This is a genomic window from Aestuariivirga sp. (assembly GCF_044239095.1).
Lineage (GTDB): Bacteria > Pseudomonadota > Alphaproteobacteria > Rhizobiales > Aestuariivirgaceae > Aestuariivirga.
The window spans coordinates 1-13,705 of the sequence record NZ_JBIICB010000098.1 but is presented as its reverse complement, the minus strand read 5'-3'; the positions used below and the strand labels follow the sequence as shown (position 1 = coordinate 13,705).

The 13,705-nt window shown below is 62.7% G+C and carries 13 protein-coding genes and 1 pseudogene; 4 read left to right on the top strand and 10 right to left on the bottom strand.

Translation table 11 applies throughout. The annotated features are described in order from the left end of the window. The coding region (locus tag ACILRA_RS10800) for a hypothetical protein (RefSeq protein ID WP_395662107.1) at nucleotides 1-1,259 on the top strand (1,259 nt) is incomplete at its 5' end. A gap of 68 nt (nucleotides 1,260-1,327) precedes the next feature. On the opposite strand, the gene serA is transcribed toward ACILRA_RS10800, so the two are convergent. The 3 genes from serA to ACILRA_RS10785 form a co-directional block, all read right to left on the bottom strand. Next, nucleotides 1,328-2,914 carry a phosphoglycerate dehydrogenase gene (serA, locus tag ACILRA_RS10795; protein WP_395662106.1) on the bottom strand — a complete coding sequence of 529 codons (1,587 nt, stop codon included), beginning with the start codon at nucleotides 2,912-2,914 and terminating at the stop codon, nucleotides 1,328-1,330. Between the two features lie 45 nt (nucleotides 2,915-2,959). Next, a complete protein-coding gene (locus tag ACILRA_RS10790) occupies nucleotides 2,960-4,087 on the bottom strand; it encodes a phosphoserine transaminase (protein ID WP_395662105.1) in 1,128 nt (375 codons plus the stop codon). Between the two features lie 150 nt (nucleotides 4,088-4,237). Then, entirely contained in the window at nucleotides 4,238-4,765 is a 528-nt protein-coding gene (locus ACILRA_RS10785; protein WP_395662104.1) for an outer membrane protein, read from the bottom strand. Nucleotides 4,766-4,991: 226 nt separating this feature from the next. On the opposite strand from ACILRA_RS10785, the gene ACILRA_RS10780 reads away from it, so the two are divergent. The 3 genes from ACILRA_RS10780 to ACILRA_RS10770 all read left to right on the top strand — a co-directional run bounded on the left by ACILRA_RS10780 (nucleotide 4,992) and on the right by ACILRA_RS10770 (nucleotide 6,106). Next, nucleotides 4,992-5,261, top strand: coding sequence for a hypothetical protein (locus ACILRA_RS10780; protein WP_395662103.1), 270 nt, complete (start codon nucleotides 4,992-4,994; stop codon nucleotides 5,259-5,261). Between the two features lie 123 nt (nucleotides 5,262-5,384). Then, on the top strand, nucleotides 5,385-5,513 hold the full coding sequence (locus ACILRA_RS10775) for a hypothetical protein (RefSeq protein WP_395662102.1): 129 nt from the start codon (nucleotides 5,385-5,387) through the stop codon (nucleotides 5,511-5,513). A gap of 56 nt (nucleotides 5,514-5,569) precedes the next feature. Next, nucleotides 5,570-6,106 (top strand): hypothetical protein, encoded by a 537-nt coding sequence (locus tag ACILRA_RS10770; RefSeq protein WP_395662101.1) that lies wholly within the window; start codon nucleotides 5,570-5,572, stop codon nucleotides 6,104-6,106. Between the two features lie 116 nt (nucleotides 6,107-6,222). Here the strand turns inward: ACILRA_RS10770 and glmM are convergent, their stop codons facing one another. From glmM to ACILRA_RS10735, 7 genes and pseudogenes are all read right to left on the bottom strand, one after another. After that, nucleotides 6,223-7,569, bottom strand: coding sequence for a phosphoglucosamine mutase (gene glmM / locus ACILRA_RS10765; RefSeq protein ID WP_395662100.1), 1,347 nt, complete (start codon nucleotides 7,567-7,569; stop codon nucleotides 6,223-6,225). 15 nt (nucleotides 7,570-7,584) lie between these two features. Next, nucleotides 7,585-8,607, bottom strand: a complete 1,023-nt coding sequence (gene folP, locus ACILRA_RS10760) for a dihydropteroate synthase (protein WP_395662099.1) — start codon at nucleotides 8,605-8,607, stop codon at nucleotides 7,585-7,587. Next, nucleotides 8,607-10,529: an ATP-dependent zinc metalloprotease FtsH gene (gene ftsH, locus ACILRA_RS10755; RefSeq protein WP_395662098.1), complete on the bottom strand. Its 1,923-nt coding sequence runs from the start codon at nucleotides 10,527-10,529 to the stop codon at nucleotides 8,607-8,609. Before ftsH ends, folP begins: the two co-directional genes overlap by 1 nt. A 124-nt stretch (nucleotides 10,530-10,653) precedes the next feature. Next, nucleotides 10,654-11,850 carry a tRNA lysidine(34) synthetase TilS gene (gene tilS, locus ACILRA_RS10750; protein ID WP_395662097.1) on the bottom strand — a complete coding sequence of 399 codons (1,197 nt, stop codon included), beginning with the start codon at nucleotides 11,848-11,850 and terminating at the stop codon, nucleotides 10,654-10,656. After that, entirely contained in the window at nucleotides 11,831-12,781 is a 951-nt protein-coding gene (gene ybgF / locus ACILRA_RS10745; RefSeq protein ID WP_395662096.1) for a tol-pal system protein YbgF, read from the bottom strand. Before ybgF ends, tilS begins: the two co-directional genes overlap by 20 nt. Nucleotides 12,782-12,901: 120 nt before the next feature. Continuing rightward, nucleotides 12,902-13,396 (bottom strand): peptidoglycan-associated lipoprotein Pal, encoded by a 495-nt coding sequence (pal, locus tag ACILRA_RS10740; RefSeq protein WP_395662095.1) that lies wholly within the window; start codon nucleotides 13,394-13,396, stop codon nucleotides 12,902-12,904. Nucleotides 13,397-13,579: 183 nt separating this feature from the next. Next, nucleotides 13,580-13,705 (bottom strand): annotated as a pseudogene (locus ACILRA_RS10735) (peptidoglycan-associated lipoprotein); the annotation flags it as partial.

Genomic DNA, 13,705 nt, shown 5'->3' with positions numbered 1-13,705 from the left:
CCAGGCTGGCGGCACCGGGCCTCTCGGCAAGCCTGACCCCCATCGAGTGGACAATCACGCCGCAAGGATCGGGCAAATGGCAGGTGGACCAGAACCAACCACTCTCCATTTCAGCAAGGGCCGAGGGTCAGTTTGACATAAAGGCGCAGATCGGCGCCATCACCGGCACGGGCATCTTCGATGAGGCGCTTGGCACATTCGCGTCGACCTCGGCCGAGTACAAGCAGATTGCGGTCGAGCAGACGGTGACGGAGCAGAACCAGACCGCCCGTTCCAGCTATACGCTTGCCTCGCTGAAGACACAGTCAGCGAGCACCGGAACAGACGGAAACGTCGATGGTTCCTCGACCATGAGCTATACGGGCTTGCGGCAGACCACGAGCCTGCCCGCAACTCCGGACGGATCCGCCCCGGCGATAGACTTCACCCTGAGTTCGCCCGAGGGTGCGCAGTCCATCGCCTACAGCGGCCTTAAGGCGCGGGCGGTGAACGACCTTGTCGCCTGGGCAATCGCGCACAAAACGAGACAGGCGGCGATAGCCGGTCAGGCGGAACTCAAGGACAAACTGCGCGCAGCGCTGCCGGTCTTCGCGCGGATATCGGCCGAGAGCACGATGAAGGAGGTCAACCTCAACAGCATCGCCGGAAGCTTCGGCGTGCAGCAACTGGCCATGGCGGTGGATATGAGCGGCCTCGTCGCTGATGGGCGCTTTCGGGAGAAGCTCACCTTTACGGGTTTCCGCGTGCCGCAGGAACTCGTACCGCAATGGGCGACAGGGCTGGTGCCGGAGAATCTCACGATCGACTTTAACATCGGTGGCTTCAACCTCGCCGCCCCGGCCGGAATGCTCATCGACAGGTTCGACCTCGCGCAGGATCCGCCCTTGCCGCCAGACTTCGACAATGAATTGTTGCCCGCACTGTTTCCCGGCGGCACCGTCACCATCGGCCTCGGCTTGAGTGAGATGGTCTCGGCGCTCTATCACCTCACGGCGGAAGGCAGCATGACGGCGGGCCCGGTGGCGACGCCTCAGGGCCAGGGCATCATGAAACTCAAGGGGCTCGACGAAACGATGACTGCCCTGCAGACAGCACCCCCGGAGATGGGCATGCAGCAGATCGCCCCCCTTCTGCTGCTGGTGAAGGGCCTCGGAAAGCAGGGAGCAGACGGTTATCTTTCCTGGGCGATTGAGAGCACGCCGGAGGGCAGCGTCACAGTCAACGGCACCGATATCACGAAGATGATGGGTGGACCTTAACGGGCCGCAACTGCAAACGGCATTCCTCTCCCCATCCGGGGAGAGGAATAAAGGCGGAAGGATGCCGCTCAGAAGGCCAGCGGCTTGGCGTGTGTCACCTGCGGCAATCCGGCCAGCGCGTCGAGCACATTTCTCGGCGGCGCTTCGTCGATTGAGACAAGGCAGATCGCCTCTCCACCCTGCGCCTTGCGGCCCAGGTTGAAGGTCGCGATGTTGACACCAGCATTGCCGAGCAGCGTGCCCAGCGCTCCGATGAAGCCAGGCTTGTCCTCGTTCGTGATGTAGAGCATGTGCGGCCCGAACTCCGCTTCCATGTCGATGCCCTTGATCTGGATGATGCGCGCCTTGCCATCCGAAAAGACAGTGCCTGCCACAGACCGCTCGAGATGGGCCGTCTTCACCGTGAGGCGAATATAGGTTTCATAGGCCCCGCGCTGCGACTGCTTCACTTCATCGACCTTGATGCCGCGTTCGCGCGCCACCACAGGAGCGGAGACCATGTTCACCGTGCCGAGCATCGGCTGCAGAATGCCGGCAAGTGCAGCGGAGGTCAGCGCGCGGGTATTCATCTCGCCCACCTCGCCCGCATATTCGATGATGATGCTGGTAACGGGCTCCTCGGTCAGCTGGCCCGCGAAGGATCCCAGCCTTTCAGCCACTGCGATGAAGGGCCTCAGCCGTGGCGCTTCGTCGGCAGAAATGGACGGCATGTTGAGGGCGTTGGAGACAGCGCCTGACATCAGGTAGTCTGCCATCTGCTCAGCCACCTGCAGAGCCACATTCTCCTGCGCCTCACCCGTGGAAGCGCCGAGGTGCGGTGTCGCCACCACGTTCTCAAGCTCAAACAGCTTGTGGCTGGTGGCAGGCTCGACCTCGAACACGTCAAGGGCGGCGCCCGCGACATGGCCCGCCTTCAAGGCTTCATAGAGAGCATCCTCGACGACAAGGCCGCCGCGCGCGCAGTTGATGATGCGAACGCCCTTCTTGCACTTCGCCAGAGCGGCCGCATCAATGATGCCGCGGGTCTTGTCCGTCAGGGGCGTGTGCAGCGTGATGAAGTCGGAACGGCGGAAAATCTCGTCGAGTTCCACCTTCTCGACGCCGATTTCGATGGCGCGTTCTGGCGACAGGAAGGGATCGAAGGCGACCACCTTCATCCTGAGGCCCAGCGCGCGGTCCGCCACGATCGAGCCAATGTTGCCGCATCCAATGACACCGAGCGTCTTGTTGAAGAGCTCGACACCCATGAAGCGATTCTTTTCCCATTTGCCTGCATGTGTCGATGCATTGGCCTCGGGTATCTGGCGGGCCAAAGCCATCATCATGGCGATCGCATGCTCGGCGGTGGTAATGGCATTGCCGAATGGCGTGTTCATCACCACGATGCCGCGCTGCGTCGCGGCCGGAATATCAACATTGTCGACACCGATGCCGGCGCGGCCGATGACCTTCAGCCTGGTGGCGGCAGCGATGATCTTCGGCGTCACCTTGCTGGCGGAGCGGATGGCGAGGCCGTCATAGTTGGGAATAGCAGCAAGCAGCGCATCCTTGTCCTTGCCGAGATCGGGCAGGTAATCGACCTCAACGCCTCGGTCGCGGAAGATCTGGACGGCGGTTTCGGAGAGCTTGTCGGAGACGAGAACACGGGGAGCCATGGTGGACACTCCAGATGAGGAAATGGAAAATGCGGTGAGTGAGGATCAGCTGGCCGCCGCCTGGGCATAGGCCCAGTCGAGCCATGGCATCAGCGCCTCGAGGTCCGAGGTCTCAACTGTGGCACCGCACCAGATGCGGAGGCCCGGCGGGGCATCGCGATAGGAGCTGATGTCGAAGGCGGCTTTTTCCGCCTCCAGCAGCTTCACCATTTTCTTCGGAACGCTCTCGTCAGCCTTCAGCGTGAGGCATACCGAGGTGTTGGATCGTGTCGTGGCAAGCTTTGCAAGATTTGTCGCGAAATCGCGCGAGTCGATCCAGCGCTGCACCACGGCGGCATTGGCGTCTGCCCGCGCCATAAGGCCCTTGAGGCCGCCCACCGACTGGGCCCATTCGAGTGCTACGATATAGTCCTCCACGCAGAGCATCGAGGGGGTATTGATCGTCTCACCCTCGAAGATGCCAGCGATGAGCTTGCCGCCGCTGGTGAGCCGGAAAATCTTCGGCAGGGGCCAGGGCGGGGAGTAGCTTTCGAGCCGCTCGACGGCGCGGGGCCCGAGGATGAGGACGCCATGCGCACCCTCGCCTCCCAGCACCTTCTGCCAGGAGAAGGTGACGACATCGAGCTTGGAGAAATCCATGGCCTGCGCGAAGGCGGCGGAGGTCGCATCGCAGATGGTGAGGCCCTTGCGGTCAGCCGGGATCCAGTTGGCGTCAGGCACCCGCACGCCGGATGTCGTGCCGTTCCAGGTGAAGACAACGTCATGATCGAAGTCGACCGCGGAGAGATCGGGAAGCTCCCCATATGGCGCGGTGAGTTTCCGCGCGTCCTTGAGCTTCAATTGCTTGATCACATCGGAGACCCAACCCTCCCCGAAGCTTTCCCAGGCCAGCATGTCAACAGGCCGCTGCCCCAGCAGCGACCACATGGCCATTTCGACTGCACCCGTATCAGAAGCCGGAACGATGCCGATCAGATGGGTTGGGGGAACCTCAAGCACCGCGCGGGTGAGATCGATGGCGCGCTTCAGCCGCGACTTGCCGACGCTCGAACGATGCGAGCGGCCCAGCGATTCAGTCTTGAGGAGAGTGGTAGACCAGCCCGGGATCTTGGCGCAGGGGCCAGATGAAAAATGCGCGCATGCCGGGCGCACAGCCGGTTTCGTAATCGTCATGTTTTGCTCCATCCTTGCAGATGGACCGGCCCTCGGTGGGGAGGGCTAGCCCGCGACCCATATCGCGCATTTCCAGCCGTTGCGCAAGTATACTCACGCAAAACCGCCCCGGAGTGTCCTCCGGGGCGGCCAGGAAATCCGCGGGCCGCGTCAGAAACCGTAGCGGAGACCCACCAGCGCCTGATGGTCATAGACCTCTTCCGACAGGATCTGGCGATAGCGATAGCCCACATCGGCACTCAGGTTTTCGGTGAGGTTCACCTCCACACCAGCCATCAGCGCGAAGGCCGCGCCATTATCGTCATTGCCGGACGAGTCGACCCAACCATAGCCAACGCCCGCGCCGAGATAGGGGGTCAGGATCGTCTCAAGGGGAATGTCGAAGTAGACGTTGCCCAGAACCGTGGTCAAGGAAGACTCGTCATCACCCAGCCCCGCCCAGTCGACGCGCAGGTCGGTGCGGAGATTGTCATTGAACTGATAGCCAAGACCACCGCCAAGCACGAGCACACTGTCGTCGTCCTCGTCTGTGCCCAGCCAGGACCAGCCGGCATCTCCGCGAAGATACAAGCCGGATGCCGTGACCACCGCTTCCGGAGTATAGTCAGCTGCAATCGCGGGAGCAGCAACGCCCGCAAGCAAACCGAGGCTCGACAGCGCCCTGGTGAAGTTCTTCATGTTCTCTTACTCCCTTGCAAACGCGAAACATCCAATGAGAGAAGAATTAGAGATGCTCCGTGTTTGAAGGCGGGCGCGAATGCGGCGGAAAAAAGTCCCGTGGCATCTGTTGCAGCAAAGCAACATGAACCTGTGCCAATCCGGAATAATCTGTAGAGGCTTCCTCGACCATACTGCACGGGGCGCGCGTCTCATGGTAAATGGAAAGCAAATGGAGGATCCTCGAATGAGAATAGTGATTGCGGCCATTCTGCTCTGTTGCGCGGCCTCTGCCTCATCCGCAGCGGAGTGCGCGGTGTCCGGGATCGAGACTGCGCTCGCCGCGCCGCTCGGCGGCCTGAAGATGACCGAGCGCACGGTCAGCGATATTCAGTCCACGGAGGGTGGCGTGTGGCGCATCTACACCAAGCCTGATGGAAAGACGCATTCCATTATCCGTATCGATGGCGGCGAGAGCGGGATGGACGAGCGGCGGCTCAGCATCCTGGGTGAATAGGCCTATGGCATCGCCATCACCCGCGTCGACTATCTCCGCCATGCCTTCATCGACGGCGCGGGGCCCAACGGCACCGCGAAGCGCACCACGGAGTTCTTCTATTTTTGTGGCGGACGGCTTCTGGTGCCCGCAGCTGAATATGCCACGATGGATACGGCTGCATACACCGAAACAGGCGAGGAGGCGCGTAAGGCGCTGCTGTCGGACAAGGACGTGGAAGAATTCACCAAGAATCTCTTGCGCCAGCCGTGATTTACAACCATAGCGTTTTTTGCTAATTGATTTTTGTATCATTGGCAGTTGGAACCATGATCACGCGTTTGCTTTGCCTGCTGATGGCCTTGGCCGCCGTCACACCTCCCGCGCAGGCCAGTGCGGTGACCGCAAAATGCGGCGAAATCGGCTGGACGCTCGCGCTGAAGAGCTCCCTCGCGGATCTTGTCAGGACAGATTTCGAGGCCTCACAAAGCGACTGGGTGCAGGGCGGAAGCTGGTCGACCTACGTGACGAAGGACGGCAAGCCGCACACGCTCATTCGCACAGATCTCGGCGAGCGCGGCCGCCGGGAACTGCGTCTCACCATCCTGAGAGACGGGGACTACGCCATCACCGTCACGACCATTCTCAATTCCGGCAATATCTTCACCGATGACGTCTATGAGCCAATCGACACCCAGACGCGGAACTTCTGCTACGAGGCAGGCAAGCTCGACACGCCCGACTTCCTGTCTGGTGGCGAAGCAGAGATGGCACCAGACCCTTATGTGATCGCGGGAGAAGACGCGAAGCGGACCATGCTGCTTGACCGCGACGTGGCTGCGTTCACAGCGGGCCTTGCACGGTAGTAGCGGGCAATCCGGCGAGTTCACTGGAAGTTTTGGTCACCAACCGTGCCGTCAACCCAGCGCAAGCTGGCATGACGGTGAGAATAAGGAGCGGTCTCAACTGACCGCCCGCCGCTTTAGGCCGCGGCCTTGGCAATGGCGCCGCAAAGTTCATCGACGATGGCCGCAACCAGGCCTTCGTCATCCCCTTCGGCCATCACGCGGATCACCGGCTCCGTGCCCGACGGACGGATGACGAGGCGCCCGGAATTGCCGAGCCGCGCCTGCGCATCGCTGATCGCCGCGCTGACGTGCCGATCCTCGAGCGGCGCGCCCTGCCTGAACTTCACGCTCTTCAGGATCTGCGGCAGCGGCGTGAAGACGTTGCACACGTCACTCACCGGCTTGTCCCGCCGCTTCACCTCGGCCAGAACCTGGAGGGCCGCCAGCAACCCGTCTCCCGTCGAGGAGAAGTCCGACAGCACAATGTGGCCGGACTGTTCACCGCCGACATTATAGCCATGGGCGCGCATGTGCTCGACCACGTAGCGGTCGCCAACCTTGGTACGCACCAGCGAAAGCTTTTCTGTAGCGAGGAAACGCTCGAGACCCAGATTCGACATGATGGTCGCCACCAGGCCTCCGCCGCGCAATTCGCCGCGGCTTGCCCATGAGCTGGCGATCAGCGCCATCAGCTGGTCACCGTTGACGACGCGCCCCTGGTCATCGGCGATGATCACGCGGTCGGCATCTCCGTCGAGTGCGATGCCAATGTCGGCGCGAAGCTCCTTGACCCGTGCGCACATGGCTTCTGGATGGGTCGAACCACAGCCGTCATTGATGTTGATGCCATTGGGCTCGTTGCCGATCTGGATCACCTCGGCGCCCAGCTCCCACAGCGCCGTGGGCGCCACCTTGTAGGCCGCGCCATTGGCCGTATCGATGACGACGCGCAGGCCATCGAGCGTCATGTCCTTCGGAAATGTGCGCTTGGCGAACTCAATATAGCGCGCCTGCGCATCCTCGATGCGCTTGGCGCGGCCGATTTCCGGAGAAGCCGCAAGACTGAGCTTGCCAGGATCGTCCAGCATCGCCTCAATGTCGAGTTCCTGCTCATCCGAAAGCTTGTAGCCGTCGGGTCCGAATATCTTGATCCCATTGTCCGCGTACGGATTATGTGAGGCCGAGATCATGATGCCGAGGTCGGCGCGCATCGAACGGGTCAGCATCGCAACAGCTGGCGTGGGCACGGGCCCGAACAGGAAAACATCCATTCCAGAGGCAAGAAGACCGGATGTCAGCGCATTCTCGATCATGTAACCGCTAAGCCTTGTGTCCTTTCCGATCACCACACGGTGGCGGTGGCTGCCGCGCCTGTAAAGGTTTCCAGCAGCCATTCCGATCTTGAGCACCATATCCGCCGTCATGGCGCCCGAATTGGCGCGCCCGCGCACGCCATCGGTTCCGAAGTATTTCCGCGTCATTCAGAACTCCCCTGCTCAGAGCCCGCTTGAGTCGGGGTCTGCCGCGGCACCCGCCACGGCCAGCGCCGCGACAGTTGCCTTCACATCATGCACACGAAGAATATGCGCACCATTAAGCCATGACCAGATTGCGCCGCCGGTCGAACCATGGACGCGATGGCCCGCCACCTTCTCGCCGGTGAGCGCTCCGATAAAGCCCTTGCGCGAAAGACCCATCAGAAGCGGAACGCCGAGCCCATGAAACAGCGTGAACTGACGGAGTGCATCCAGATTGTGCCGGAAACTCTTGCCGAAGCCGATGCCGGGATCCGCAATGATGCGCGAGCGCGCGATCCCCGCCGCGACGCAGGCTTCAATCCGCGCCTCGAGCCAGTCATGCACATCAAGAGCCACGTCATCGTAGTGCGGGCTTAGTTGCATCGTCTTGGGGTCGCCCTGGGCATGCATCAGCACGACAGGACAGGAGACAGCGGCCATCGCCTCCATTGCCATCGGGTCGTAGGTCAGGGCTGAGACGTCATTCACCATGCGGGCGCCCGCCTTCAGGGCGGCGCGCATCACATTGGCCTTGCGGGTGTCGATGGAGACCGCATGGCCACGTGCGGCAAGTTCCTCGATCACCGGGATGACACGGCGGAGTTCCTCATCCTCCGGCACGCCATCCGAGCCGGGCCTCGTCGACTCACCGCCGACGTCCAGCATGTCGGCACCATCCGCAGCGAGTTGCACACCGCGCGCGATGGCTTGCTGCGTGTCCTCTGCAAGTCCGCCATCAGAGAAGCTATCCGGCGTGACGTTCACGATGCCCATCACCAGCGGGCGTTCACCGTTGAGGAAGGATGGCAGCTCTGTCTGGCGCGGCAAGGTCGCGGAGAGGAAGCGGCGGGAGACGGCCGGTCCATTCCGCTCGATCTCTTCAACGAGTGTATAGGCGATCGCGGAAAGGCCGCCGAGCGATGCTCCGCGGCCTTCCTTGATGATGAGCCTTGCGTCAGGTCCATAGACCAGACCCGCCGGCCTGAGATAGGTCTTCTGCATCAGGCCTGCGGCTGTGGTTCCATGCCGCCCGCGCCGCCCGTCTTCGGCTGCCCGGTAGACGGCACCGAGGAGGATGCCCGTGCGGTCTTCTTCGATGAGTCCCCATCGTCGCGCCGGGGCGGCGTGCCGTTCAGCAGGTTCTTGATCTCTTCGCCGGACAGCGTCTCGTATTCGAGAAGACCCTGGGCCAGCGTCACCAGATCGTGATTCATGTCAGTCAGGATGCGGCGGGCTTCGGCAAGTCCATTGGACACGAGGCGCTTCACCTCCTGGTCGATCTTCTGCGCGGTCTCTTCCGAGATGTTCTGCGTGCGCGACACGGAGTGGCCGAGGAACACCTCTTCCTGGTTCTCGCCATAGGCCACGGTACCGAGCTCGTCAGAATAGCCCCAGCGCGTCACCATGGCGCGCGCGAGCCGCGTGGCCTGTTCGATGTCGGACTGGGCGCCGGACGTCACATTTTCCTTGCCGAAGGTCAGTTCTTCGGCGATGCGGCCGCCCATCATGATCGCAAGGCGCGAGGTCATCTGCGTGTAGTTCATCGACAGGCGGTCGCCCTCGGGAAGCTGCATCACCATGCCAAGCGCCCGGCCACGCGGAATGATGGTGGCCTTGTGAACGGGATCGGCCTTCGGAACATTGAGTGCGACCAGCGCGTGGCCCGCCTCATGATAGGCGGTCAGGCGCTTCTCGTCCTCGGACATGGCCATGGAGCGGCGCTCAGCACCCATCATCACCTTGTCCTTGGCCTCTTCGAATTCGGAATGCGTGACGATGCGCTTGTTGCGGCGGGCCGCAAGAAGTGCCGCCTCGTTGACGAGGTTGGCGAGGTCGGCACCCGAGAAGCCCGGCGTGCCGCGCGCAATGGTCTTGGCATCAACATCAGGCGCCAGCGGCACGTTCCGCATATGCACCTTCAGGATCTTCTCACGGCCCTGCACATCCGGGTTCGGCACAACGATCTGCCGGTCGAAACGGCCGGGACGCAACAGCGCCGGGTCGAGGACGTCAGGGCGGTTCGTGGCGGCGATCAGGATCACGCCCTCATTCGCCTCGAACCCGTCCATTTCGACGAGGAGCTGGTTCAGCGTCTGCTCGCGCTCGTCATTGCCGCCGCCGAGGCCCGCACCGCGATGACGTCCAACAGCGTCGATTTCGTCGATGAAGATGATGCAGGGCGCGTTCTTCTTGGCCTGCTCGAACATGTCACGCACACGAGACGCACCGACGCCCACGAACATTTCAACGAAATCGGAGCCCGAGATGGTGAAGAAGGGGACATTGGCCTCGCCGGCAATGGCGCGCGCCAGCAGCGTCTTGCCAGTGCCGGGGGGGCCAACGAGCAGCGCGCCCTTCGGAATCTTGCCTCCGAGGCGCTGGAACTTGTGCGGGTCCTTGAGGAAGTCGACGATCTCGACGAGGTCATCCTTGGCTTCCTCGACGCCGGCCACATCCTCGAATGTCACGCGGCCATGGCGTTCGGTCAGGAGCTTGGCCTTGGACTTGCCGAAGCCCATGGCCTTGCCTGAGCCCGCCTGCATCTGCCGGATGAAGAACACCCAGACACCGATCAGCAGCAGCATCGGGAGCCAGTAGACCAGTGCGTTGGTGAGGATGGAGTCTGACTGCGCAGCCCGGAAGCTGATCTGCACGTTCTTGTCGCGCAGTTCCCTCAGCTGGTCCTCGAAATACATCAGCGGACCAGTGGTTTGCACCGTCGACCCGTCAGTGAGCTTGCCGGTGATGTTGTCGCCCGAGATGACGATGGACTGGATGCCGCCGGAGTTCGCCTTGTCGAGGAAAGCCGAATAGCTCATCTCGGCGCTGGAGCTTCGCCCGACCTGGCCCTGGAACATGCTGAACAGCGCGAACAGGAGCAGCGCAATGACGATCCAGACGGCAAAATTGCGGAATTGGTTCACGTGATCCCTCGATATGCGCCGTTCGGCAAGAAACCCCGTACCGGCAGTCCTGGTCCTACATTGCCCATTAACATAGGATGATGCCAAGTCTTTTCCAAGGATTGGATCAGCGTAAATGTGACCCTTATGCGGGGGTAATCCGCAGGAAATCGATCCGCGGGGCCTCCGTGGCGCCTGCGGGTTGCTGGACATGGGGATATGTCCTCCGGACGAAGGAGGGAACATCCTCCCCAACTGGCGCCTGGGCACGGCCAGCAGGCATCACGCAGGCCCCGGGAGCCGCAGTCACCAGAAACCGCCCATCCCAGATGGCAGAGCCGCTCTCCGGGATGACGAGCGGTTCGAGCGAGACCCGGGCAATCTCCCGGGCGGCCCAGAAACCGGACTTCCGGCGTCCGATCAGCGCGCCACCGAGCGTGCAGCGCACCGGCCCGGCATCAACCCATTGGGCGAGGCGGCGCAGTTCCTGAGGCTCAGGTTGGGAGTGACCCCCGCCGTAATGGCGCAGGATGCGCGCCAGAATATGCTGCTGAAGTGGTTCCGGCAGGGTCAGGAATGGCTCCTTGGGGACATGGCAGATGCCCGCATCTTCCTCCCTCACCCAGCGGGACAGCCAATTCGCCGAAAGCCGCTCGAGGAGCAGGCTGGTCCTGGCGCACGTCTCTGCTAGAGCGGCAAGCCGCTCGGGCGTAACACCCGTACCTTGCAGCCCTGTCAGCGCCTCGCGCACCCTCACCCGTTCAAACCGCGGGTCGGCGTTGCTGGCATCCTCGATCCAGCCTTGGCCCAGTGCGGTAAGGTAGCCCCTCAGCGCCTGCCTCCTGGCGCGCAGGAGCGGGCGGTAAAGCCGAACGCCTTCCCAGTTCCCGTGCGCGGCGATGCCGGCAAGGCTGCCGGGGCTCAGGCTGCGCTCCAGCCGCATGAGCACGGTCTCCGCCTGGTCGTCCAGCGTGTGGCCGGTGAGCAGCAGGCCAGCCTCGTTTTGCCGGCACCAGCCGGCCATCAGGCCGTAGCGTGCCTCACGCGCTCTGGCCTGAAGCCCGCTCCCGGGCTTTGGCCCTTCCCAGGCCAGCACGTGATGCGGCAGTCCAAGATCCGATGCCCAGGCACCAACGCACAGGGCCTCTCCAGCGGATTCGGGCCGCAGGCCGTGGTCGACCGTGAGGACAGTCAGCTTCAATTCGGGATGATGGCTGCCGCTCCAGTCCTTGGCGAGCCGCATCAGGGCGGTCGAATCGGACCCGCCGGAGACCGCAAGCGCCACATGACGCTCGCGGCGAAGTGGAGAGAGGTCTGCTAGATCAGGATGCGCAGCCGGCACGCTTCGATTCGGCCTGGGCGCGCTTGCGGGCTTCGACCGCCTTGGGATACTCCGCGCTCACGGCGGAATAGGCTGCACAGGCCTGATCCCCCTGCCCCAGCCGGTTCAGCGAAATGCCGAGTTTCAGCAAGCTGTCGGGTGCGCGGCGGCTCTTGGGGTACTTCTTGTAGCCCTGCAGGAAGCTGGCGGCGGCGCGCTTGAAGTCGCCTTGTGCATAGAAGGTCTCGCCCAGCCAGTACTGGGCACTGCCAGCAAGGCTGTGCTCGGGATACTTCTGCAGGAAATTCGCGAAACCTGCCTCCGCCTCGCCGAACTGACGGCGGAGCAGGCTTTCATTGGAACGCTCATAAAGCGACTCAGGCGTTTCGCCGAGTGCTTCGGGGGCAAGCGCCACATTCTCGATCGGGTTGGTGCCCTGCTGGATGAAGACATCGTCACCCGGCTCCTGCTGGGACGGAGGCACCAGCACCTTGCCCTGGAAACCGCCATCGCCCTGCTGGGCTGCGGCATTATCCATGGCGCCCAGAACCTGCAGATCAGCAGCACCCGTCTGCGGCAAAGCGCCCGCAGCACCGCCGATCGGCTGCTGCTCGATGACCTCGATGTCATTGCTGTCGGGAATGGGTGCGCCCGCCGAGGCCGCCGCCAGCCGCTTCTGCTCACTGGGGTCCGGCTGGCCCGCAATCTGCGCTGCTGGCGGGGTCAGTTGCCCGGCGGCGCCACTTTGCTGGGGAACGCTCGCGCCCTGCGCGCGCAGTTGCTTCAACTCGAAGGACAGTTCTTCAACCTGGCCGGTGAGCCGGCGCACCTGATCTTCCAGCTGCTGCATGCGCACGGCCATTTCGGAGGCGCTTTGCGCTAAGGCGGGAGAAATGAGCCCCACACCAATCAAGGCTGAGGCGGCAACCAACATCTTCACGAATCTGAGCATGATCTGCACCAAACGGCCCCAGGGGGGCGGATTGTTCTTTTCAATCCCGGGAAGTGAACCGTAATCGCGGTAAAATTGAGGCTGGTACCGCAGCTTTCAGCGATCAGATCGCAGTGGCTGCTATTTCGCCCCGCCGGTGATGACGGTGACGGCGCGGCGGTTCTGCGACCAGCATTGCTCGGCATCACAAAGCGCAGCCGGACGTTCCTTGCCATAGGCAATCGACGAGATGCGGTTTGCGGCGACCCCCTGGGAAATCAGGTATTCGCGGGCGGCCGTGGCGCGCCTTGCGGAAAGGGCGATATTGTACTCGCGCGTGCCGCGCTCGTCGGCATGGCCTTCGACCTGCACTGTCACCCTGCCGTACTTGTTGAGCCACTCGGCCTGGCGGCGGAGGGTTTCCTGCGCCTCGGGCGTCAGCGTGGACTTGTCTTCCATGAAGAACACGCGGTCGCCGACGTTGACGGTGAAGTCCTGCTCGGAGCCCGGCACCGCCGCGGCCCCAGGGCCGGTGCCGGCACTGAGATCGGGCGTATTCTTCTTCGAGCATGCGGCAAGCGCCAGAAAGCAGCCAAGAACCGCAACAAACTTGAGGCTCGCCAAACGAGAAATCATCTACCCACTCCTCAGTACCCTGGCCCCTTGCCGGCCGGCATGACAGTCATCTTCTTCCAGTTCCGGCACATGGACTTACACATCGTGCAATCTGGCGCAACAGGGTTAACATAACCTGATCGAAATTCACAAAAAAGCGCCTTCCCCCGAGAACGGCCGGGGAAGGTTCCGCTGGCCCCCGGATCAGGACGTCTTGGCGCCGCCGGTGATGACGGTGACGGCGCGGCGGTTCTGCGACCAGCACTGTTCCGCATCGCACAGGGCGGCCGGGCGTTCCTTGCCATAGGCGATGGACGAAATGCGGTTTGC